The organism is Xenorhabdus sp. KJ12.1 (assembly GCF_963876495.1).
Taxonomy (GTDB): Bacteria; Pseudomonadota; Gammaproteobacteria; order Enterobacterales; family Enterobacteriaceae; genus Xenorhabdus; species Xenorhabdus stockiae.
In genome coordinates this window covers 62202-85790 of sequence record NZ_CAWNQH010000002.1, presented here as the reverse complement: position 1 = coordinate 85790, position 23589 = coordinate 62202, and the positions used below count along the sequence as shown (strand labels likewise).

The following is a 23589-nucleotide window of genomic DNA, read 5'->3' as shown; positions in this document are numbered from 1 at the left end:
GAAATCAACCAACACTGGCATTGTGCTCACATGAATTTTCTCTAAGGAACACAACATGTTTCTGACTATTTTACTGCTCATTACCGGGTTGATTTTACTGGTGTATGGTTCTGATAGATTAGTATATGGTGCTGCGGTATTTGCGCGTACATTAAAAGTCCCTCCTTTTATTATTGGTCTGGTGATTATGGGCATCGGCACTTCTTTGCCTGAGCTGATGGTTTCTGTAAACGCGAGTCTGAACGGGTTACCCAACATGGCCGTAGGTAATGTACTCGGCTCCAATATTACCAATCTGCTACTGATTACTGGCGCAGTAGCACTGATTCGCCCAATAACAGTGCAATCAGAGATCCTGCGGCGGGAATTACCACTAATGTTGCTGATTATGGCCTTTGTGGGTTATCTGCTGTCTGATAACTACCTGAGCCGTCTGGATGGGATTTTTTTATTACTGACTGCCCTGTTTTTTATATCAATAATGATAAAAATGACAGTCAGTACCCAATCTGATGATGTCGACAGCTATACACAGGAGAGAGATGCAGAATTACCCGACGAAGGTAATAATGGTATCGCGCTGCTTTGGGTTGTATTGGGCCTGCTTCTCCTGCCGATATCCACCCGAATGGTCATTGATAATGCTACCGTCATTGCACGGATTTACGGTATCAGCGACTTGGTGATTGGTTTAACTATTCTGGCGGTGGGAACAAGCCTGCCAGAACTCGCCACCTCTATTGCCGCAGCCATTAAAGGTGAAAATGATATGGCAATGGGAAATATTATTGGTTCTAATGTTTTCAACATGACCCTAGTATTAGGTGTTTCCGGCCTATTTTCACCCAGCGTTATTTCATCCTACGCCTTTTCCCGGGATTTTTGGATCATGATGGCGGCGAGTGTACTATTCACGATATTCTGTGTGAGAAGAAAACATCGGTTTAACCGACTGAGTGGTGCGCTATTACTCAGCTGCTTTATTGCATATTTTGTTGCACTTTTTGTGCTGCATAGTGATTAATATCCGGTGACTAATGTATGGTGGCTGATGTTTGATAATCACGATTTGATGATCAATGTCTGGTGATCAATGTTCTGAGTAATTACCGGTTGTAATGGGAATAAGTGGGAGTAGAAATGCCTAAGATCGATTTTCAGCAAGCAGGTAAAAGAGTATTACATATCGAACTCGAAGGATTGGCGGAATTAGAGCAATACATCAATGACGATTTCAGCAAAGCCTGCGAGCTTATGTTTGGATGTGAAGGTAAAGTCATTGTTATGGGGATGGGAAAATCCGGCCATATCGGGCGGAAAATCGCAGCCACATTTGCCAGTACCGGAACGCCTTCATTCTTTGTCCACCCCGGCGAAGCCAGTCATGGTGACCTTGGTATGGTAACGCCAAAAGATATCGTACTGGCTATCTCCAACTCCGGCGAATCGAATGAAATCCTCGCACTTATTCCGGTACTTAAGCGGCAGAAAGTTGCTCTCATTTGTATGACAAATAACTGTAACAGCAACATGGGCAAAGCTGCGGATGTCCACCTGTGCATTAAAACACCACAGGAAGCCTGTCCTCTTGGGTTAGCTCCCACCACCAGCACAACGGCAACGCTTGTTATGGGAGATGCACTGGCTCTTGCCCTGCTGGAGGCCCGTGGCTTTACCACCGAAGATTTCGCCCTCTCTCACCCCGGTGGAGCTCTTGGGCGTAAACTGTTACTGCTGACCAGCGAATTAATGACTACAGGGGATGATATTCCGCGCGTTCCCCGCACAGCTACCCTTCGTGAAGGCCTGATAGAAATTACCCGAAAAAAACTGGGCATGACGGTTATCTGTGGTGATGATATGCAGATCGACGGTATTTTCACTGACGGGGATCTACGCCGAGTGTTTGATATGGGGATTGATTTAAATAATGCCAAAATTTCTGACGTTATGACTACCGGCGGGATCCGTATCAAACCAAATACTCTGGCGGTTGATGCCCTGAATCTGATGCAATCACGTCATATCACTTCCCTACTGGTCACTGAAGGTGACACACTGCTCGGCGTATTACATATGCACGATCTATTACAGGCAGGAGTTGTATAAAAAGCCGCCATGTAAATCTGATAGGATGGTGAGGCTAATAGGGTTGTACCCGTAAGCAATACTGATAAACAGTATCAGCAAAGATGTATTAAACAGGCCTGCAACCGGGGCCTGTTGCAAATTATGAATAGAGAAATTCCTGAATGAATCAAAATACCTATCTGGATACCTGTTATGGCCCAGTTAATGTAAACATTATCGAAAAAGCCCGTAAAATTCGTCTGTTAATCTGTGATGTTGATGGTGTGATGTCAGATGGCCTGATATATATGGGCAATCAGGGTGAAGAACTGAAAGCCTTTAATGTGCGTGATGGTTACGGCATCCGCTGTTTAATAACTTCTGGCCTTGAAGTCGCCATTATTACCGGTCGTCAGGCCAAATTGCTGGAAGATCGTGCAAAAACTCTTGGTATTACACATCTTTACCAAGGTCAGAACGATAAGGTTTTGGCGTATCAGGAACTGTTGGATAAACTAGCGCTACAGCCTGAACAGGTTGCCTATATCGGCGATGACCTTATCGATTGGCCTGTAATGGCAAAAGTCGGCTTATCTGTTGCCGTAGCAGATGCCCACCCGCTACTGCTGCCCAAAGCAGATTATGTCACTCGGATTGCCGGTGGTCGCGGTGCAGTCAGAGAACTTTGTGATTTGGTGCTTTTTGCTCAAAACAAGCTGGAAGATGCCAAAGGTTTATCCATATAACACATGAACTGAAAAAAGAATGAGCAGAACTCAATCCTGGCTGATCGCAATACTGACTTTAATTGTGCTTGCATTGATTGGCTGGAATTTATCCAATTCAAATGAAGGCGCCTCCTCACCCGTTTTGGATGAGGGTTACCCGACTTATCAAACAAAAGAAGCCACGACATTTGTTTATGATCCAGAAGGTAAACTGGTTTATAAACTAGAGGCAGATAATGTTAAAAATTATACAGAAACAAAGCTGACTTGGTTTACCAAGCCAGTATTAACAACGTTTGATGCTAACAGTAAATCCACACCGCCACCGGCAACATGGACAGTACGTGCCAATAAAGCGAAACTTACCCATGATAATATGCTCTACTTATATGGGGATGTTCAGGTAGATAGCCTGAATGACGCATCACAACTGAAACGTATTACAACAGAAAACGCGACCGTCAATCTTGTGACGCAGGATGTGGCATCCGACGATAAAATTACATTAGAAGGTGTCGGTCTGAGATCTGTTGGGATGAAAATGCGCGGCAACCTGCGAGATAAAACTGCTGAACTGATTGAAAAGGTGACCACTCAATATGAGATTCCACATGAAGAACCTAATCCGTAATACTTTTATTGCCAGTACATTGGTTGCAGTCAGTTTGCCTGCACTGGCACTGAAAGATGATACCCAAAAGCCCATTACCATTGATTCAGCCAGACAATCACTGGATTTAACGGGGAACATTGCCACATTTACGGATAATGTTATTGTAAAGCAGGGTTCTATTGATATCCATGCAGATAAGGTTGTTGTCACCCGCCCTGACGGGGATTCCAAAAAAACGGTTATTGAAGCTTATGGTAACCCGGCAACATTTTATCAATTGCAGGATGATGGTAAACCTATCAAAGGCCATGCTTCGAAGATGCGCTATGAGATGAATAATGAGCTGATCACACTGACAGGTAATGCTTATCTTGAACAGCTCGACAGCAATATCAAAGGCGATAAAATCACCTACTTAGTACCAACACAGCAAATGGAAGCCTTTAGTGATAAAGGTAAGCATGTTACCACCGTCCTGTTGCCTTCTCAGTTACAGGAAAAAGGCCCGGGTGTTAACAATACCGGTACTAACAGCACTGAAGTTCATAAAAAGAGTAAATAACGACGTATGGCAATATTAAACGCAGACAATCTGGCAAAGTCTTATAAAGGGCGTAAGGTTGTTGAGGATGTCAGCCTGAAAGTGAAATCAGGTGAAATTGTGGGCCTGCTAGGGCCAAATGGTGCAGGTAAAACCACAACTTTCTATATGGTCGTTGGTATCGTGCCCCGCGATGCAGGTACTATCACCATTGACCATGAAGATATCAGCCTGCTGCCTCTGCATGAACGTGCCCGCCGGGGCATCGGCTACTTACCTCAGGAAGCCTCTATCTTCCGTCGGCTGAGCGTATACGATAACTTAATGGCTGTTCTTGAAATCCGCAAAGATATCAATCAGGAACAGCGTAAAGAGCGCGCTGAAGAGCTGATGGAAGAATTTCATATCTCCCATTTGCGTAACAGTCTCGGTCAGTCATTGTCCGGTGGTGAGCGCCGCCGTGTGGAAATCGCCCGGGCACTGGCAGCAAACCCTAAATTTATTCTGTTGGATGAGCCTTTTGCGGGTGTTGACCCTATCTCAGTCCTTGATATTAAAAAGATCATTCAACATCTGCGGGATTATGGTCTGGGAGTCCTGATTACTGACCATAACGTCCGTGAAACGCTGGATGTTTGTGAGCGCGCTTATATTGTCAGTCAGGGGCATCTGATTGCTCACGGTACACCAGAAGACATCCTTAACAATGAACAGGTTAAGCGTGTTTATCTGGGTGAAGGCTTCCGTCTTTAAGGCTCATTGTCAGGCAGAGTTCAGGGAAATTACAGTTCGAGGGTAATCCATTCAGGAGGAAGTGAAAACGTTATGAAGCAAAGTTTGCAACTCAAACTCAGTCAACAATTGACGATGACGCCACAACTTCAGCAGGCAATCCGTTTGTTGCAACTTTCTACGCTCGAACTTCAGCAGGAGATTCAACTGGCTTTGGAAACGAATCCCCTGCTTGAACAGGAAGACACACTTCAGGAGATTGATGCTCAGGATTATTCAGATCCCGAAACAACGGTTATGGATACCCTCGAAGCGCTTGAACAAAAGAATATGCCGGAAGAGTTGCCTCTCGATACCAGCTGGGATGAAATTTACAGCGCCGGTACATCTTCAGGAACGCGAAGTGACTACAGTGCGGATGATTTCCCCGTCTATCAGGGGGAAACCACCCAGACACTACAAGACTATCTGACGTGGCAGGCTGCGCTGACGCCCTTTACTGAAACAGATTCAGCCATAGCCACATCAATCATTGATGCTATTGACGAGACAGGCTACCTGACCGCCTCTGTCGAGGATATCCTTATCAGCATCGGCAATGATGAACTGACACCGGAAGAAATCGAAGCCGTACTCAAAAGAGTACAACATTTTGATCCCATCGGAGTCGCGGCCCGTGACTTACGTGAATGTCTACTCATCCAGCTTTCGCTGTTGCCGATAGAAACTCCCTATCTGAAAGAAGCCAAACTGGTTACCAGCAAGTATCTTGAACTGCTGGGCAACCGGGACTTCCGAAATTTATTGCGCCAGAGCAAATTAAAAGAGAGTGCTCTGAAAGAAGCTATTGCTATCATACAGTCACTGGAGCCACGGCCGGGGTTAATGGTAAATACCGGTGAATCCGAATACGTGATCCCCGATGTACTCGTCCAGAAAGAAAATGAACACTGGCAGGTCAGGCTGAATACAGATAGCATTCCCCGCTTGTGCATTAATCAGCACTATGCTGCGCTGGGGCAGCAATCTCAGAATGAGAGTGACAGCCTGTTTATCCGCAATAACCTACAGGAAGCTAAGTGGCTGATAAAAAGTCTTGAGAGCCGCAATGAGACGCTATTAAAGGTCAGTAATTGCATTGTGGAATGGCAACAGGATTTCTTTGAGCATGGCGCAGAGTACATGAAACCACTGGTACTGGCAGATATTGCCTATCAGGTTGATATGCATGAATCCACCATTTCTCGTGTGACAACCCAGAAATACTTGCATAGTCCACGGGGAATTTTTGAATTGAAATATTTTTTCTCCAGTCACGTGAATACTGACAGCGGAGGCGAAGCTTCTTCTACAGCAATACGGGCACTGGTGAAAAAATTGGTCACGGCAGAAAACCCGGCCAAACCACTGAGTGACAGTAAGCTGACCAGCCTACTTGCCGAACAGGGTATTCAGGTAGCTCGTCGGACTGTCGCAAAATATAGAGAGTCGTTATCCATCCCGCCTTCAAACCAACGTAAAAAATTGGTTTGAATAACATAGACCCTATGAATTTCAGGTTGTATCAACAAAGAGACCACCTGAAAGACAACGGAGAGAGAAGGAAAACACTATGCAACTCAATATCACAGGCCACAATATTGAAATCACTGATGCACTACGCAACATTGTGAATACGAAATGCGGCAAACTGGATCAATATTTCGATAAGATTAACCTTATTCAGGTCATCCTCCGAGTGGAAAAAGTGCAGAAAATCGCTGAAGCCACGGTGCATGTCAATGGAGGTGAGTTGCATGCGAGTTCAGAGCATGAAGACATGTATGCGGCAATTGATGCACTTGTTGATAAACTGACTCGTCAATTGACCAAACACAAAAGTAAATTGAGACAACATTAATAGCTTTCAGACAACAGGGCTGTCATAAGATTCTCACTGTTCTCTATTTGTATACCCAATGAATTTCAAGCTGCATCGCGGCGGCAAGCAAATGAATCCCCTGAGCATAGATAACTATGTGACTGGGGTGAGTGAGTGCAGCCAACAAAGAGGCAACTTGAAAGACGAAGGGTATAACCAACTAACGGCCTTCAGGCTGCTATATGCACCTGAAGGCTTAATGGTAATAACAGTGCCTCAGTACCGGATGTCTGAACTCAGGCATCCGGTATTAAAGCCCTAAGCGAATAAAGAAATGAACAACGAAACAGATTTACCACTAAGCTCAGTGCTTTCATCCGAATGTACGCGTAATAATATACCTTGTTCGAGTAAGAAGCGCGCCTTAGAGATTATCAGCGAGCTGGCATCAAAGCAGCTGAATGTACCAGAGAGTGCCGTATTTGAAGCCATCCTTTCCCGTGAGAAAGTGGGCACAACCGGTATTGGCAACGGGATTGCCATTCCTCACGGCAAACTGGAGACCGAGAGTTCAGATAATGCTGTTGGTGTATTCTTACACCTGGAACAACCAATTACGTTTGATGCTATTGATAATCAGCCTGTTGACTTGCTGTTTGCTTTATTGGTTCCATCTAATCAGTGTCAGGTACATTTACATTCACTATCCTTGATCGCAAAGCGTCTTTCAGATAAAAATTTCTGTCGTCGCCTGCGTTCGGCACAAAGTGATGAAGAGTTATACAAAATTATTACTGAATAAATAACAATTACAATTACGGTTACAATTGATTGTTGAAAAGCAATATACCCAGAAGGTATAAACGACGGCGGTTCTGATGAACCGCAAAATAAAGGGGAGTCATTTCATGGTGCTGATGATAGTCAGCGGTCGTTCTGGTTCTGGTAAGTCCGTAGCCCTGCGTGCGCTGGAAGATATGGGGTTCTACTGTGTGGATAACCTGCCGGTAGTACTACTTCCAGAGCTGGCTAATACACTGGCTGAACGTGATATTTCAGCGGCAGTCAGTATTGATGTACGCAATATGCCGGAATCCCCAGAAATTTTCGAAGAAGCACTGACAAAATTACCGGACAGCTTTTCACCACAGCTTCTGTTTCTTGACGCAGATCGTAACACTCTGATCCGTCGCTACAGTGATACCCGTCGCCTGCATCCACTCTCAAGCAAAAACCTGTCACTGGAAAGTGCCATCGACAAAGAGAGCGATTTGCTGGAACCTCTGCGTTCCCGGGCAGACCTGATCATTGATACTTCTGAAATGTCAGTTCATGAGCTGGCTGAAATGCTCAGGACGCGTTTATTGGGCAAGCGTGAACGTGAACTGACAATGGTATTTGAATCTTTTGGCTTCAAACACGGTATCCCGATTGATGCTGATTATGTTTTCGATGTGCGTTTCCTGCCAAACCCACACTGGGATCCAAAACTTCGCCCGATGACTGGACTGGATCGCCCGGTTGCTGCGTTTTTGGATCGCCATACCGAAGTACATAACTTTATTTACCAGACCCGCAGTTACCTTGAGCTATGGTTACCCATGCTGGAAACCAATAATCGCAGCTACCTGACAGTTGCTATTGGCTGTACCGGTGGTAAACATCGTTCGGTTTACGTAGCAGAACAATTAGCTGATTACTTCCGTTCCCGTGGTAAGAACGTTCAGTCACGCCACCGTACACTGGAAAAACGTAAGTAACCTTATATAGAGCAGGCCATGACAGTCAAACAGAGACTTGAGATTAAAAACCGACTCGGTATGCATGCGCGGCCTGCCATGAAGCTGCACGACCTCGTGCAGCAGTTTCAGTCTCAGGTCATTTTGCGCAACAGCAACAATGTTGAAGCCGAGGCTCACAGCGTCATAGCCATGTTGATGCTCGATTCTGAACAGGGTAGCTACATTGAAGTTGAAGCTACGGGAGTTGATGAACAACAGGCTTTGTCAGCGATTGTGGCGTTATTCAATTCCGGCTTCGACGAAGAATAAACTTATACGATTTTGCCTGCTTGTAGCACAGACCCTCTATTACACTTTTCTCTATTTTCTCCTTCCTTTCTTATTCAGTTAATAACGCCTGACTCTCTTTATTTTTCTCTTAATACTGCTTTCTAGTCTGTAATAACAGAAGCAAAGGCCATATTTAAAACCAACAAAAGATAAAATAACCTTCATATATTCTAATTATAAATTTATGAGAAAAGATATATTGAGAAGTTTTGTTAATTAAATAAGCTAAACACTCCGACTATTTACAAATAGTCATTAGGTAACAATAAATGTTATCCATCAATAATTTAACTCTATGAAATCAGTTTAGAAAAAACTTATCATTAACGGGATTTTATACATAAAGAATTATACGTACAGTTCATAAACTGGAGATTTACTTCATGCGTTTTAATAAGACCACATTAGCTATCTTTCTTGGATTGACTTTATGTCAGGGAGCAGCTCAGGCGGCACCTGTGCTTTCTTTAGATAATACGCAGGCAGAACGTGTCGCTGTTAACAATAATGCCTGGGTAGAAATCAACACCACCACTTTCGAAAACAATATCCAAACACTGAAAGAAACCCTGAACAAAGACACCAAAATATGTGCAATTCTGAAAGGTGATGCTTATGGTTATGGTCTCGGTTTGCTGATGCCGTCAATCATTAAAACCGGAGTACCTTGTGTTGGGATCACCAGTAATGAAGAAGCCCGTATCGTGCGTGATAGTGGTTTTACCGGCCAGCTGGTACGCGTCCGTGCAGCAATGGCAGATGAAATTGAAAGCACGCTGAGCTATGACATGGAAGAGATGGTTGGCGATCTGGAAAGCGCTAAAGCTATTGATGCCATAGCTAAAAAACATGGTAAAGAGATCCGTGTTCATTTAGCGCTGAACACCGGTTTAATGAGCCGTAATGGGCTGGAAATGAAAACCGAACAGGGCAAACAGGAAGCACTGCAAATTGCTAAGCTGCCTAACCTGAAATTGGTTGGCATCATGAGCCACCATGCTCTCACTGACCTGAATGTGATCCGCGAAAGTATCAAAAACTTCAACGAACAAACTGCCTGGTTGATTAAAGAAGCAAACCTGAAAAGAGACGAAATCACTCTGCATGCATCCAGCTCTTTTGCATCACTGAGCTTACCTGAAGCCCAGTTTGATATGGCTCGCGTTGGCAGCGCATTGTACGGCATCTTGCAAGACAGCCATCCGGAGTTCAAACCTCTGATTCAGGTAAAAACCCGTGTTGCTTCTGTTAAACCATACCCTAAAGGCAATGGTGTCAGCTACGACAACACTCATATCCTGAAACGTGATTCTATCCTTGCTAACCTGCCAGTCGGTTTCTCTGATGGTTTCAGCACTGCTCTGTCAAACAAAGCCTATGTTCTGATTAACGGTCATCGTGCACCGGTTGTCGGTCGCGTTTCCATGAATACCGCTATGATTGATGTGACTGATCTGCCTGAAGTTAAGAGTGGCGATGAAGTTGTGATTTTGGGTAAACAAGGTAACGAAGAAATTACTCAGGCTGATATTCAAAAATGGAGCGGCATGCACATTGTTGAACTGACCTCAATCTTTGGCGAAACCAACCCGAAGATCACCGTTACAGGCCAATAATTTATAACCTGTCATAATATCTGGCTGAACCTTGTTTCATTAGCAGCACCAAACAGTTCGTGATCATGATCTCTTTATTTTCATGACAGAACAGCCTAATATCACTTTAATCACATTGAAAATAACACCCCCCTCCTTGCGTTGCGGGGTGTTATTTTGTATTGAGCCTAATTTGGAGCGTGGTATGAAAAAACCAAATATCATTATTAATGAATTAGATGCAGAACGTTTAGATTCTCTGTTGGAACAAGCCGCATTTGCCAATACCAGTATCGCAGATGCACTGAACGATGAACTGGACAGAGCGGAAATCTTACCACCAGCAGAAATCCCAGCAGATATTGTTACTATGAACAGTGAAATTAAATTCATTGATTTTAGCAATAATGAAGAGCGTATCCGTACTCTCGTTTATCCGGCATCGCTACAGGACAGCACAAAACAGCTATCCGTCATGGCACCTTTAGGCGCTGCGCTTTTAGGTCTGAAAGTCAATGATGAGATTACGTGGGAATTGCCGAACGGTGAAAAAACACGGATAAAAGTATTAGAAATACTTTATCAACCCGAAGCAGCAGGCGAATACCACCGTTAACTCACAGCCAGCCCAGTAGACCAGACTGGCTGTTGTTGATTGAGTATCCCTTATTGACCGGCGATACTCATTTCCGGCAACAGAACTGAACCACACTGAATGTTACTGCGTGTTTCGATATCATTACCGATTGTTACCATATTTGCCCACATATCTTTCAGATTGCCTGCAATGGTTATCTCACTGACGGGATACTGAATTTCGCCATTTTCGACCCAAAAACCGGCCGCGCCACGAGAGTAATCTCCTGTTATTGCGCTGACACCCTGTCCCATCAGTTCCGTCACTACCAGACCCGTGCCCATTTCCCGCAACAGCCCATCAAAACCGAGCCCCTGACCTTCGATACGCCAGTTATGAATTCCACCTGCATGGCCGGTACTTGTCAGACCCAGTTTACGAGCAGAGTATGACGTCATCAGCCATGACTGTAATACACCGTCTTTAATAATCTCACGAGGCAGTGTACGTACGCCTTCGCTGTCAAAAGGTGTTGAAGCCAGACCTCTCAACAAATGAGGCTGCTCCTCAATTGTCAGCCACGAAGGCAGGATTTGTTTACCCAGACTGTCCAACAGAAAGGAGGATTTACGATAGATGCTGCTGCCACTAATCGCTCCGACCAAATGACCAAACAGACCGGTCGCCACTTCTGCGGAAAAAATCACAGGTGCTTTCATCGTCGAAAGCTTACGCGCCCCTAAGCGAGACAATGTACGTTGCGCGCTCTCCTGACCAACCCACTCTGGTGACTGTAATTCATCAAAGCGACGGTTCACGGTATAAGCATAATCGCGCTCCATATTGCCGTCTTGTTCTGCAATTACACAGCTTGATGTGGAATAGCGGCTTGAGCAGTAACTCTGCAACATACCATGACTATTACCAAAGACGCGGATGCCATAGTGAGCATTAAAACTGCCGCCTTCGGTATTAGTAATACGTTGATCGGCCTGTAGTGCCGCCTGTTCCGCGCGGGCTGCCAGTTCAATCGCCTTATCAGCATCCAAATCAGCAGTGTGGAACAAATCCAGATCAGGCGCTTCAAACGCTAATAATTCTTTATCTGCCGGGCCAGCACAAGGATCTGGCGAAGTATAACGAGCAATATCAATAGCCGCCTGTACCGTACGCGCAATAGCCTCCGGGCTTAAATCGGTAGATGATGCGCTGCCTTTGCGATGCTGATTATAAACAGTGATGCCTAATGCGCCATCACTGTTAAATTCTACATTTTCGACTTCACTGAAACGGGTACTGACGCTGATCCCCGTTGTTTTATTGACTGCGACTTCCGCAGCATCGCAACCTGCTTTCGCTAATTCCAGAGCGTGGGAAACAGCCTCTTCCAATTGCTTACGCTGCTCCGTAATTTGTTGATTGGTAACTATCATCAATTAACCATAACCATTTAAATTAAAAGGGAATTTATCAGGGAAAGTGCTATATTCCGGCTTTCAGTATTAATGCCGAGTGGTAATCAGGCAATTTTCCCAGTTACAATAGACAATATTAGAAGATGTTAACACCCACCGGGAAATTGGTCATGTTCCAAAGTGCACCTTATCCGGCCTTTTTAGAAGGAAAACAATTATGGCAAAGCAGCCTGAAGATTGGCTCGACAATTATCCTGCTGAAGAGGAAGAAGAAGAGATAATCTGGGTCAGTAAAAGTGAAATCAAGCGGGATGCGGAAGAGCTTAAAAAGCTGGGAGCTGAACTGGTTGAACTGAGCAAAAGCGAACTGGAACGCATCCCGTTGGATGAAGATTTACTGGCTGCGATTGAGCTGGCACAGAGAATCAAACGTGAAGGCCGTCGTCGTCAGTTACAATTGATAGGCAAACTATTACGTGCCCGCGATCCAGAACCAATTACTATCGCATTGGATAAACTGAAAAACCGGCATAACCAGCAGGTTGTGATCCTGCACAAATTGGAAGAACTGCGGGATAAATTACTGGAAAGTGACAACGCGCTTGAAGAAGTTGTGACACTCTATCCGCATACAGATCGCCAGCAACTACGGACGCTGGTGCGTAATGCCAAAAAAGAGAAAGCAGCGAACAAACCACCAAAATCCTACCGGCAGATCTTTCAGTATCTGAAAGAATTATCTGGAACAGTATGATATTCAGATCGCCATTTCTTTAAGAAATGGCGGTAACTTTCTTTTCTCTTATCCGTATCCCGCCATCATATTAAAACTGCTTAATTTAACACTTCCGGTTAAATATTACGAAAATGTAACAAAAATGAGATAACCTTAATTGTTTTTCATTATCTGAACTTGCATAAAGGATATTTCACATGCCTCTCGTTGTTATTCCAGATGATTATCAAGCTGCAACAAAACAGATTCAGGCTTTATATCAAAACCGTGATTTTGACGTTGTCAGCCTCGGTGCAGTGGATCGCGACCCGAAAGCCAGTGAGTTACTCTCTAAGGCTGATGCACTGATCTTGATCCGTGAAAGAACAATTATTGATGAGCAGTTCTTATCTAAAACTCCCAACTTAAAACTGATCAGCCAAACAGGAAAGGTGGCTTACAATATCGATCTGGATTTATGTAAACAGAAGGGCATTGCTGTCGTAGAAGGTGCCGGTTCTCCTGTTGCCGCAGCCGAGTTAACTTGGTTGTTAATTCAAAGTTCCATCCGCAAATTCGTCGCTTTAGTGGAGTCGATGAAAAAAGGTCAATGGCAAACCGAACTGGGCGATACCGTCGCTGAAAAAACCCTTGGTATTCTCGGGTATGGAAATATTGGCCAACGGGTTGCCAGATATGCACGTGCATTTGATATGAAGGTTCAGGTGTGGGGTTCAGAACGCTCACAGGAAAAAGCCCGTCAGGACGGTCTGATTGTTCCTCAATCACGTGAAGATTTTTTTAAAACATCGGATGTTATTACCCTGCATCAGCGTCTGGTTAAAGAGACGACAGGTAATGTCACATTGGCTGATCTGACTCATATGAAAAACAGTGCGGTATTAGTCAATACAGCAAGATCAGCGCTGATAGAAGCCGGTGCTCTTGAGAAAGCACTTGATCTGGGTACGCCGGGTTTTGCTGCACTGGATGTTTTTGATGTTGAACCGATTTGGGATGCCAGCCACACTTTATTAAAACGAGACAATGTCCTGTGTAGTCCGCACATAGGTTATGTCACAACAAGCTGCTACGACATCTATTTTGACAGTGCATTTAAGAATGTTGAGCGTTATTTTTCTGGCGATGAAAGCCATGTTGTAAATAAATAACCGCTGGTTCTATATAGAAATACCGCCACATTTCAGCCAATGTAGCGGTGTAATATACACAATGGATTTCAAGATGCGTCGCGGCGGCAAGGGAGTTCATCCCCAGGAGCATAGATAACCGTATCTTTATAAAAACAGTGACCGGGGTGAACGAGCGCAGCCAACAAAGAGGCAACTTGAAAGACGAAGTGTATAAGAAGGGAAAAGTTAATTCATCACATCAAACTTTAGTTCCCCTTCCAGCTCTTCTTCGGCTTCCTCAAATAAAAGCACCAGCGCGGCAAACTGTGGTTTTTTCTGCACATCCAGATGGATAAAGGTAATATCAACAGGCAACTCAATTTCACTTGTTACCACATCCCAGAGCGCATCCAAATTAGCTCCAAAATCATCGCTAAGATCGAAACGCTCCCTGAACTGATTATAAAAAGTTGTTAAATCAGGGATATGGTTAAAATCGAATTCCACTTTTTTCATATTATCATTCCAGCCTTGTGAAATGGTTATAATGATCAAGCGTCAGATAGATCAGCCCATCGTTAGAATAAAGTAATCGGTCACTGCCCCGACGCCCACAGTTATAATTCACATCTGCTTCAAGCCACTGGCGTCCGGCCTCATCTGGCAGTTTATGCTCACGGTTAGTGAACCTGTCCCCACCAATGGCTTTTCCCGGTACGGCTTCACATAAATTACCTTTACGCGGTTCCCAGCCAAGACGACGGGCATGTTTCTTCGTAATGTAATAATCAGGTAATTTGTGATGCTGTTTCAGATAATTCGCAACCCGATGCTGTTCAGTCAGAACATCAATATGCGGAGTGGCTGTCTCTTCTGCTACCACCGTATTTTTCGGTGTTTTCCCGCTACCAGATAACCCCGTGTCTTTCAAAAAGACAATAGAGATAACCGCCAGAAGCAGAAATACACCTGCCAGTGCGCTCTTTTTCATAATGACCTCTTGCACTTAATGGATCAAATCACGCCAAAAAGTGTCAAGCTGTTCCGCCTACGGTCAGGTTATCCAGTTTCAATGTAGGCTGCCCAACTCCCACGGGAACACTTTGACCCTCTTTACCACATACACCAACACCTTTATCAAGGGCTAAATCATTACCTACCATGGAAATCTGCTGCATTGCCTCAATACCTGAGCCAATCAGAGTTGCTCCTTTTACCGGTTTGGTGATCCTACCGTTCTCAATCAAATACGCTTCTGATGTCGAGAAAACAAACTTACCTGACGTGATATCCACCTGACCACCACCAAAATTCGGTGCATACAGGCCACGATCAACACTGGCAATAATTTCTTCTGGTGTAGAGTTACCCGCCAACATGTAGGTGTTAGTCATTCGTGGCATAGGCAAATGGGCATAAGATTCACGACGACCATTCCCTGTCGGAGCAACACCCATCAAACGCGCATTCAGTTTGTCCTGCATGTAACCTTTTAAAATGCCATTCTCAATCAGAACATTGTATTGTCCCGGAACCCCTTCATCATCAATAGATAATGAACCCCGACGGCCTTCAATCGTGCCATCATCAACCACAGTACATAGCTCAGAAGCAACTTTCTGCCCAATCTGGCCAGAGAAAACAGATGTGCCACGGCGGTTAAAATCACCTTCCAGACCATGACCAACGGCTTCATGCAGTAAAACACCCGGCCAACCTGCGCCCAGTACAATCGGCATCGCTCCCGCCGGAGCAGCAACTGCTGAAAGATTCACTAATGCCATACGAACAGCTTCACGGGCAAATTGTTCTGCCAGCGTCTGCCCGTCAGTGTCTTGCAGGAAATATTCATAACCATAGCGGGCACCGCCGCCACTGGAACCACGCTCGCGTTTGCCGTCTTCTTCGACCAATACACTGACAGAAAGACGTACCAGCGGGCGGATATCAGCGGCTAATGTACCATCCGTCGCAGCAACCAGTACCTGCTCATAAACACCACTCAGGCTGGCATTAACTTCCTGTACTCTTTGGTCTTCCGCACGGGCAATTTTATCAACATGGTGCAGCAAGGCGATTTTCTCTTCCCTGCTCATACTTTGCAGCGGATCCACTGCCGGATACAAAACGTTATGTGTCACTGCTCCCAGTGTATGGGCAGTGCCATTTCCTATTTCTCTCACAATGCTGCGCGCTGCCTGTGCACTTTGCTGCAAGGCATTCAGAGTGATCTGATCAGCATAGGCAAAACCGGTTTTCTCGCCGCTAACAGCCCGAACACCTACTCCCTGATCAATATTATAGGATCCATCTTTGATGATACGATCTTCCAATACCCATGTTTCGTGGTAGCTGGACTGGAAATAGAGATCAGCATAATCAAGGCGGCGTTCTGCCAGCTGCCCCAATACGGAAAACAAGTCGTTATGATTCAGGCCATTGTCAGTCAGTAAATGTTCACTGACATAAGTTAAACTCATAGTGTTTACTCTTTATCTAAATTTGTATTCTTTTTTATCAAAGAAGTCAGTTGCGGACGGAAGCGATTATGTTTCACCACTCTGATTTGTTCACGCATGTGAGTCAGGCTATCCCGCCGGATATTGAGCTGGAGTGCACAGACACTCAGAGGATTTTTCTTAATGATTTCCCCCCAGCCACTCACTGCCATTGAATGCCCCCACGTTCTGCGGGTACCGTGCACACCGACCTGTGCAGGAGCCAGTATAATACATTGATTCTCAATTGCGCGGGCACGCAAAAGTGGCTCCCAGTGCGCTTTACCTGTCAGTCTGGTGAAAGCGGCCGGCACCGAAATCAGTTCAGCACCTTGTTCCCGCAGTGCCTGAAACAGGCCGGGAAAACGCAGATCATAACAGATAGTCATTCCCAGACGACCGACAGGTGTATCAACAACCGTAATGTGTTCACCACGCTGATAAATGGAAGATTCGTTATAAGAACCGTGCTCATCCTTGATATTGACATCAAACATGTGGATCTTGTCATAGCGGGCGCGGATTTCACCCTGATCATCAAATAATAAGCTACTGCTGGTAATACGACTCGGATCTTCCCGACTGATCATCGGCATTGAACCAATCAGTAACCAGATACCATAATGCTGTGCAAGTTCACGCACAGCCTGCTGTAAGGGGCCTGTTCCCTGTTCTTCTGCATGTTCGCGATAAGCATCAGCATCTGCAAACAGCAAGGCATTCTCCGGGGTCAGAACCAGCTTTACAGTTTTAGGCAATTGCTTAATCTGCTGTTCAATTTGCGCTAAATTATGTTTGATGTTTGTACCACTGCATAATTGTAAGAGTGCAACATTGACGTTTCTCATGACCCTTTATTCTCCTTAAGCTGACGTAAGACTTCATCAATTTTAGGTTGTTCCAGACTGCCGGTTATTCGATAGCGAATGACTGAGATCTTGCTCCATAACGGGCCTAACACTTTCGCCGCTGCAAAAACAGCAGCACCTGCCATAGGGTTAATCGCAAAAGCGGTTGCCACACCGACTGTGGCTGATATTTCCGGGGTGATCACCAACTCCATATTGAGCTGACGCTGGATAAAGTTTATCTGACCTTTTGCATCGATATCAGCTTCCAGCCCATCAATATGGAAGTTATCCGTATACATAACCCCATTTTTTAGCTGTGCATCGCCACGCATAGAATCAAAGTTAAAATCATCACTGAATGTGTCACTGAAATCCAACTGTAATTTACGCAATAAAGCATCAAAACTGACCAGCCTCAACAGTTGTCCTGCTCTGCCTGCGCCCAGTTTAGCTATTGTGCCTTTGCCCAGTGTCCCTGTCAGGCGGCCATTAAGCGTTTTAATATCAGGCTGCCACGGCGTATCCTTCCAGTTAAGATCAAAATCAAACTTAAATGGGGCACCTGTAATGGGAATAATGAACCCGAGATAAGCAGCCATATCATCTAAACTTCCCCCTGATATTTGCCCCTTAGCCCGAGTATAGTTTCCCTCATTACTTTCACTCCAATGACCGGATAATGTCAATTTACCCGCACTATTTTCTACCCGGCCATCAGTCAGAACCAATGAGTTGCCTTTCGGTTTTACCGTTCCTGACACTTTTCCGATTTTTAATCCAGCCAACCAGCATTCATTACATCTCACATTAAGTGTTGGCCAATGACTCAAATCATATTTTGGCGTATCCACTACGGTTGAAGCCGACGAGTTGTCATCATTGGCAGTACTGTCTGGAAACATCGGGTTATAATAGAGATAATTAAATGCTCCCTGCCATATCCTATCCGAATAAACCCTCAAATCGCCGTCAATTTCTTCTCCGATCGCATTAATATGCAAACTATCAGATTGTTTGCTGGCACTCAGTATAAGATTATGCCAACGCTGCCCACCGATATTCAAAGAAGGTATTGTGATTTCAAATAACTCAGGCCACCTGAAAGCCCCGCTCGTTCCGGATTTGGTTTCCAATGTTCCAAGCAGTGCCAGCCATTTATCACCCTCAATATCAGGTAAATTCAGTTCAAGCATTGATTTTTCAGGTAACGCAGGAATGCCATTCTTATCTGTGTTCAGAATACCCCGCTGTAAACGGGTATAACCTTTCTCCAGTAACCATTGGCTATTGAATTTATATCTGTTCCCTAATGAACCGGTAAGCCTAAGCTGATTATCATCCCCTTCGGCCTGAATATTGAGATCATTCAATCCCTGCAAAGAGGCGGTTTCCAGCCCGTCTAATGTGCTGTTGATATGTGACAGATCAGCATTGATTGCAACCTGATATTTTGCGCCCTGTTGTGATAATTCATGTTGCAAACCCTCACCTTTTGAGGGAATGGTAATATTGACTTTTCCCTGCCAGTCAAGCCGCCCTGATAACTGGCGGCGTATTTCTGCCGGCAATTCCGGTAGTGTTGCCACGGGCCAGCCAGCATTCAGGTCAACATTAACCTGATAATGCTGCGTTAAATCCTGCGTCGTAAATCGTAACGACAGAGGGTTACCAAGCCAGTTAGTGGAAAGACTATCACTTTGCAAGTTGCCATTATCAAAGCGGAATTTGCCACTGAGGTGCTTCATTCTACTGTTCAGTGGCTGAATAAAGAGTTCAGTATCTTTCAGCGCCACTTCACCACGGGCATCAGTTTTGCCATCTTCCAGATGTATATCCAGATGAAGATTGCCATCAACCTTGCCGCTAAGCTGTAAATTATCCAGCGCATTCCCGACAGTATCGGATAATGAACTATGGTGAAAATAGTCGTGAATATCTTCGCCATCTCCGGAAATGTCAGCATCAATTAAGAGTTTTTCTTTATCGTAATCAGCGATAACAGCAGAAACCCGGGAAGCATCGACTTTACCCAGTTTCGCTTTATCTGCCTGTATCCATAATCCGTTATTGCGGAAATTTAAATTAGCATTCAGGCCAAACAGAGCTGGCCAGTCTGGTTGGTATTTAAATGTTGCATTGCGCAGGGGAACCCACACCTGAAATTGGCCATTGTTATGCCTGAATGGAAAGTCATGAGGGTTACCCTGAAAAATCAGCGTAGCATTATCGATTTTCCCTTTAATTAACGCTGTCGTCAGATAATCTGTCAGCGATTTTCCCATCAGGGTTTGGGGAAAATAGCGCCATGCTTCGCCTGCATCATCAACGCGAATTCCTGCCAGCATTTCCAGCTTCGGGGGCTTATTCCTGAGTTCGGTATAATTAAAATCGCCGTTTATCCATAATGATTTGGCCTGCAAATCCAGTCCCTGACTCCATATTTTCAAACCTTCCTGATCACTTTTCCATTCGATCTTCCCTGCGCCGCTGGCAATATCAAACGGTGCCTGAAACATTTGCCGGTAATCAATGAGGCTGTTTTTCAATTCAAATATGAAGTTTCCTTGCTGCTTATTTCCCGCCAGCGTGCCACTAAAATCATTCACTGAAGGCAGCTCTTTCCAGCGAGACCAGCTGACATCCTGCCATTTAACAGCAACATCCATGCCGTCAGCCAGTTCAGGCGTGATATCAAGGGCAAAGCGGTGAATTAACCCTTTTGGCTGCCGATGTTGCCAGTCATTAACGTTTTCAGGAGTCACAGGTGACATCAGCGGTAACATACCACTCAGCCGTTCAAGCTGAATATTTTCAGCCCGAATACGCCAGTGATCTTTGTTCTGATATTGATTTGCCTTCGTGATATATAAGGCGGCAAGACGACCTGCAAGCCACTGCTGACCATTAGTATTCAGGCTTGCCAGATTTGGGATATCGAACAGCCAGCCTTCTCCCTGACGACGCATTTGCAAAAGCAGATCATGAACGGTGAGCTGATGCTTCTTCTCCCCCACATGCCAGTTGGCATACCCGCGCCTGAGTTGTAAATGCCCACTCTCGATTCTCCCGTTTTTCAGGGTAATCCAGTTAGCCAGACTAAAACGGGCATTTTCCAGACCGGTGCTGTCTTTTAACCAATGGCTGAGCCACAACCGCATATCAATATCATCAGCCTGTAAATAGATAGTGCCGCTATCTAAAACATGATTAATATCTTTCAGGTCAAATTTAATCTGTACAACACCTTCCTGCCCATTAATTGAAGACAGGTTAATATGCCCCTCTGCACGATGCCGGTTGTCTTTATTCAGCCATGCCAGCTGCGGTAACAATAATCTGACTTTTTCTCCCGATGGAGTAGGAAACGTCAGGCTACTGTCATGCAATTCGAAATAATTAAAACGTTCGAGAAACAGGGAGGATAGCTTGTCCGGTTTGGGTAACTGCTGTTCACTTTCCCCATCAAACAGCGGCTTATCATAATCAACCTCAAGCTGATAAAAAGAGAGGTCACGAAAATGCCAGCGCCGCTGTAATAATGAGCGCCAGACATCCAGAGAAAGCGTCACTTTTTTGGCTTTAATATCCGTTTCTTCGTTTGTTGCATGAAGATCCCGGACTTCCAGCTGAGGGCCAAATGGCTCCCAGCGACCACTGATATAGCCTATATTGACGGAAACACCAGTCAACGCTGAAATCTGGCGCGCCAATTGCTGGCGATAATCATTAATATGGGGCAGGAGGAAACGTAACCCGCTGACAAACAAAGCCACAATGATAATGATTATTGCGGCTGTCGCTAATAATATCCCGAGCAGTCGCTTCACTCATTTCTCCTTGTTTGTCAGCACGTTATACTCGTCGTCTTTCAAGCTGCCTCTTTGTTGGCTACGCTCGTTCACCCCAGTCGCATAGTTATCTATGCTCAGGGGATTACTGAGAGGCTCCTGCCTCTCACCGGAGGCCAGCCTTTGGCTGGGCAAATTCGTTCCCGACGAATTTGTCTCTCCCTTGCCGCCGCGATGCAACTTGAAATCCATAGAGTATGTTATTTACTCAAAAAATTGACGATTACATCATAACAACATCAAATTGTTCCTGACTGTACAACTGTTCAGCCTGTACTTTTACGGATTTACCCACAAAGATTTCTACTTCAGCCAGAGCGTGAGAGTGTTCTCCTTTAAGGGCTTCACTCACAGCATGGGAAGAATAGACCAGAAAACGATCTGCATTAATGGCGCGATGAACACGTACAATTTCCCGTAAAATTTCATAGCATACCGTTTCAACAGATTTTACGGTGCCGCGTCCCTGACAAGTCGGGCAATTATCACATAAAATATGCTCAAGGCTTTCCCGCGTACGTTTGCGTGTCATTTCCACCAGCCCAAGCTGAGAAAAACCATTGATGGTTGTTTTCACGCGGTCTTTACTTAGAGCCTGTTCCAAAGAAGCGAGAACCCGACGACGGTGTTCCCCGTCAGCCATATCGATAAAATCAATGATAATGATCCCGCCCAGATTGCGTAGCCTCAACTGACGGGCAATCGCCTGAGTCGCTTCAATATTAGTATTAAAGATAGTCTCTTCCAGGTTTCTATGCCCAACAAAAGCACCGGTATTAATATCAATGGTCGTCATGGCTTCGGTTTGGTCGATAATCAGATAGCCACCCGACTTTAATTCTACTTTGCGCTCCAGTGCGCGCTGAATTTCCGTTTCCACGCCACAGAGATCGAATATCGGCTGATTTCCCTGATAATGTTCCAGCTTGGCATTCATTTCAGGGATATACTCATCAATAAACTCCTGCACTTGCAGGTAGGTCTGGCGGGAGTCAACCCGGATGCGATCAAGAGAATCTTCGGCAAAGTCACGTAAAATACGCTGTGCTAATGCCAGTTCACCATAAACCTTAGTCTTCGTGATATTCCGTTTTTTACGCTCAATGACTTTGCTCCACAGGCGCTTCAAAAATGCAGCATCCTGCTCAATCTCCTCTTTTCTTACCCCTTCTGCGGCAGTGCGGATAATAAACCCGCCATGTTCATCGCAATAATTCATCACGATGGATTTCAGCCTATCGCGCTCTTCTCCGCTTTCAATTCGCTGAGAAACACCAACATGGGAGGCACCCGGCATAAAAACCAGATAGCGTGAAGGCAGAGTGATATCGGTTGTCAGTCGTGCCCCTTTGGTGCCGAGGGGATCTTTGACGACCTGAACGAGCAGATCCTGCCCCTGACTGACCAGCTCAGCAATATCCCTGACATTAAAATTCTTCCGTTCCTCGCCTGCAATACATTCAGTATGAGGCACAATATCTGAAGCATGCAGAAAAGCGGCTTTCTCCAGCCCGATATCAACAAAAGCCGCCTGCATACCGGGTAAAACCCGGCTGATACGGCCTTTATAAATATTACCGACTATTCCCCGTTTAGCTTCCCGTTCAATATGAACTTCCTGCAAAATACCGCCATCGATATAAGCAACCCGCGTTTCGGATGGTGTTACATTGACTAATAACTCTGCTGTCATAAGTGACCCTTCCCATCAGCTAACGCCAAAAATCGTGTGATTAATTCATACGTTTCAACCAGTGGCAAGCCGACAACAGCATGGTAACTGCCATTAATATTTCTGACAAAACAACCGCCTTTACCCTGAATGCCGTAAGCGCCGGCTTTATCCATTGGTTCTCCAGTTGCAATATATTCCTGTATTTCACGTTGGGATAAATGGCGAAATATCACATCTGTAATCACTAACTCACTTAAGGTATGCTGAGTGTTCGATAAAGCAACAGCCGTCATGACCTGATGGTGCTGCCCTGACAGCGCCTGTAACATTTCCGCTGCATGTTGCTCATTATGGGGTTTTTCCAGAATACGATTATTCAGCACAACAATCGTATCAGCGCCCAGAACGGGGAGATTATCCGGCGCAATTGCCACACCCGCTTTTGCTTTTTCTCTGGCCAATCGTTCGACATACTGCTGCGGAGACTCTTCTTCCTGCCATTTCTCTTCAACCTGTGGTGTCAGGATCTGAAAATTAAAATCCAGCAGTTCCACCAGCTCACGCCGCCGTGGTGAGCCAGAAGCCAAGTAAAGAGTTTTCATAGTGAGTCATCCTTTCTGTCAGTTCATTTAAAAGCGGTTCATTTATATAAAAGCTGTTCATTA

General features: G+C 45.1%; 23 protein-coding genes. 15 read left to right on the top strand and 8 right to left on the bottom strand.

Features of this window, described 5'->3' with window-relative positions; genetic code table 11:
- Positions 1-55: 55 nt before the first annotated feature.
- The 13 genes from AACS92_RS01655 (at position 56) to rnk (ending at position 10828) form a co-directional block, all read left to right on the top strand.
- Positions 56-1024 carry a calcium/sodium antiporter gene (locus AACS92_RS01655; RefSeq protein WP_099109648.1) on the top strand — a complete coding sequence of 323 codons (969 nt, stop codon included), beginning with the start codon at positions 56-58 and terminating at the stop codon, positions 1022-1024.
- 116 nt (positions 1025-1140) lie between these two features.
- On the top strand, positions 1141-2109 hold the full coding sequence (gene kdsD, locus AACS92_RS01650) for an arabinose-5-phosphate isomerase KdsD (RefSeq protein ID WP_099109647.1): 969 nt from the start codon (positions 1141-1143) through the stop codon (positions 2107-2109).
- Between the two features lie 143 nt (positions 2110-2252).
- Positions 2253-2816, top strand: coding sequence for a 3-deoxy-manno-octulosonate-8-phosphatase KdsC (kdsC, locus tag AACS92_RS01645; protein WP_099109646.1), 564 nt, complete (start codon positions 2253-2255; stop codon positions 2814-2816).
- 19 nt (positions 2817-2835) lie between these two features.
- Positions 2836-3429: an LPS export ABC transporter periplasmic protein LptC gene (gene lptC, locus AACS92_RS01640; protein WP_099109645.1), complete on the top strand. Its 594-nt coding sequence runs from the start codon at positions 2836-2838 to the stop codon at positions 3427-3429.
- Positions 3410-3973, top strand: coding sequence for a lipopolysaccharide ABC transporter substrate-binding protein LptA (gene lptA / locus AACS92_RS01635; protein ID WP_099109644.1), 564 nt, complete (start codon positions 3410-3412; stop codon positions 3971-3973). Before lptC ends, lptA begins: the two co-directional genes overlap by 20 nt.
- A gap of 6 nt (positions 3974-3979) precedes the next feature.
- Entirely contained in the window at positions 3980-4705 is a 726-nt protein-coding gene (gene lptB / locus AACS92_RS01630; protein ID WP_099109643.1) for an LPS export ABC transporter ATP-binding protein, read from the top strand.
- A gap of 72 nt (positions 4706-4777) precedes the next feature.
- Complete coding sequence (gene rpoN, locus AACS92_RS01625) at positions 4778-6217, top strand: RNA polymerase factor sigma-54 (RefSeq protein ID WP_099109642.1); 1440 nt, start codon at positions 4778-4780, stop codon at positions 6215-6217.
- A 79-nt stretch (positions 6218-6296) separates the two neighbouring features.
- On the top strand, positions 6297-6584 hold the full coding sequence (hpf, locus tag AACS92_RS01620) for a ribosome hibernation promoting factor (RefSeq protein WP_099109641.1): 288 nt from the start codon (positions 6297-6299) through the stop codon (positions 6582-6584).
- 295 nt (positions 6585-6879) lie between these two features.
- The gene (gene ptsN, locus AACS92_RS01615) at positions 6880-7347 is read left to right on the top strand and encodes a PTS IIA-like nitrogen regulatory protein PtsN (protein ID WP_099109640.1); all 468 of its coding nucleotides are present in this window, start codon (positions 6880-6882) and stop codon (positions 7345-7347) included.
- Between the two features lie 106 nt (positions 7348-7453).
- On the top strand, positions 7454-8305 hold the full coding sequence (gene rapZ, locus AACS92_RS01610; protein ID WP_038259562.1) for an RNase adapter RapZ: 852 nt from the start codon (positions 7454-7456) through the stop codon (positions 8303-8305).
- 18 nt (positions 8306-8323) lie between these two features.
- A complete protein-coding gene (gene npr / locus AACS92_RS01605) occupies positions 8324-8596 on the top strand; it encodes a PTS phosphocarrier protein NPr (RefSeq protein ID WP_099109639.1) in 273 nt (90 codons plus the stop codon).
- Between the two features lie 404 nt (positions 8597-9000).
- Positions 9001-10233: an alanine racemase gene (alr, locus tag AACS92_RS01600; RefSeq protein ID WP_099109638.1), complete on the top strand. Its 1233-nt coding sequence runs from the start codon at positions 9001-9003 to the stop codon at positions 10231-10233.
- Positions 10234-10417: 184 nt separating this feature from the next.
- A complete protein-coding gene (gene rnk / locus AACS92_RS01595; protein ID WP_099109637.1) occupies positions 10418-10828 on the top strand; it encodes a nucleoside diphosphate kinase regulator in 411 nt (136 codons plus the stop codon).
- 50 nt (positions 10829-10878) lie between these two features.
- Here the strand turns inward: rnk and pmbA are convergent, their stop codons facing one another.
- Complete coding sequence (pmbA, locus tag AACS92_RS01590; RefSeq protein ID WP_099109636.1) at positions 10879-12222, bottom strand: metalloprotease PmbA; 1344 nt, start codon at positions 12220-12222, stop codon at positions 10879-10881.
- Between the two features lie 199 nt (positions 12223-12421).
- On the opposite strand from pmbA, the gene yjgA reads away from it, so the two are divergent.
- Positions 12422-12958 (top strand): ribosome biogenesis factor YjgA, encoded by a 537-nt coding sequence (gene yjgA / locus AACS92_RS01585; RefSeq protein WP_099109635.1) that lies wholly within the window; start codon positions 12422-12424, stop codon positions 12956-12958.
- A gap of 179 nt (positions 12959-13137) precedes the next feature.
- A complete protein-coding gene (locus tag AACS92_RS01580; RefSeq protein WP_099109634.1) occupies positions 13138-14091 on the top strand; it encodes a D-2-hydroxyacid dehydrogenase family protein in 954 nt (317 codons plus the stop codon).
- Between the two features lie 207 nt (positions 14092-14298).
- Here AACS92_RS01580 and AACS92_RS01575 read toward each other — a convergent pair whose 3' ends face one another.
- The 7 genes from AACS92_RS01575 to AACS92_RS01545 all read right to left on the bottom strand — a co-directional run bounded on the left by AACS92_RS01575 (position 14299) and on the right by AACS92_RS01545 (position 23526).
- The gene (locus AACS92_RS01575; protein ID WP_099109633.1) at positions 14299-14568 is read right to left on the bottom strand and encodes a barstar family protein; all 270 of its coding nucleotides are present in this window, start codon (positions 14566-14568) and stop codon (positions 14299-14301) included.
- A gap of 4 nt (positions 14569-14572) precedes the next feature.
- On the bottom strand, positions 14573-15043 hold the full coding sequence (locus AACS92_RS01570; RefSeq protein WP_099109632.1) for a ribonuclease domain-containing protein: 471 nt from the start codon (positions 15041-15043) through the stop codon (positions 14573-14575).
- Between the two features lie 43 nt (positions 15044-15086).
- Positions 15087-16532, bottom strand: coding sequence for a metalloprotease TldD (gene tldD, locus AACS92_RS01565; protein ID WP_099109631.1), 1446 nt, complete (start codon positions 16530-16532; stop codon positions 15087-15089).
- Positions 16533-16537: 5 nt separating this feature from the next.
- Complete coding sequence (gene nit1 / locus AACS92_RS01560; protein WP_099109630.1) at positions 16538-17398, bottom strand: deaminated glutathione amidase; 861 nt, start codon at positions 17396-17398, stop codon at positions 16538-16540.
- Complete coding sequence (gene yhdP, locus AACS92_RS01555) at positions 17395-21228, bottom strand: AsmA2 domain-containing protein YhdP (protein ID WP_099109629.1); 3834 nt, start codon at positions 21226-21228, stop codon at positions 17395-17397. Before yhdP ends, nit1 begins: the two co-directional genes overlap by 4 nt.
- A gap of 244 nt (positions 21229-21472) precedes the next feature.
- Positions 21473-22942, bottom strand: a complete 1470-nt coding sequence (gene rng, locus AACS92_RS01550; protein ID WP_099109627.1) for a ribonuclease G — start codon at positions 22940-22942, stop codon at positions 21473-21475.
- Positions 22939-23526 (bottom strand): Maf family protein, encoded by a 588-nt coding sequence (locus AACS92_RS01545; RefSeq protein WP_099109626.1) that lies wholly within the window; start codon positions 23524-23526, stop codon positions 22939-22941. Before AACS92_RS01545 ends, rng begins: the two co-directional genes overlap by 4 nt.
- Positions 23527-23589 lie beyond the last annotated feature (63 nt).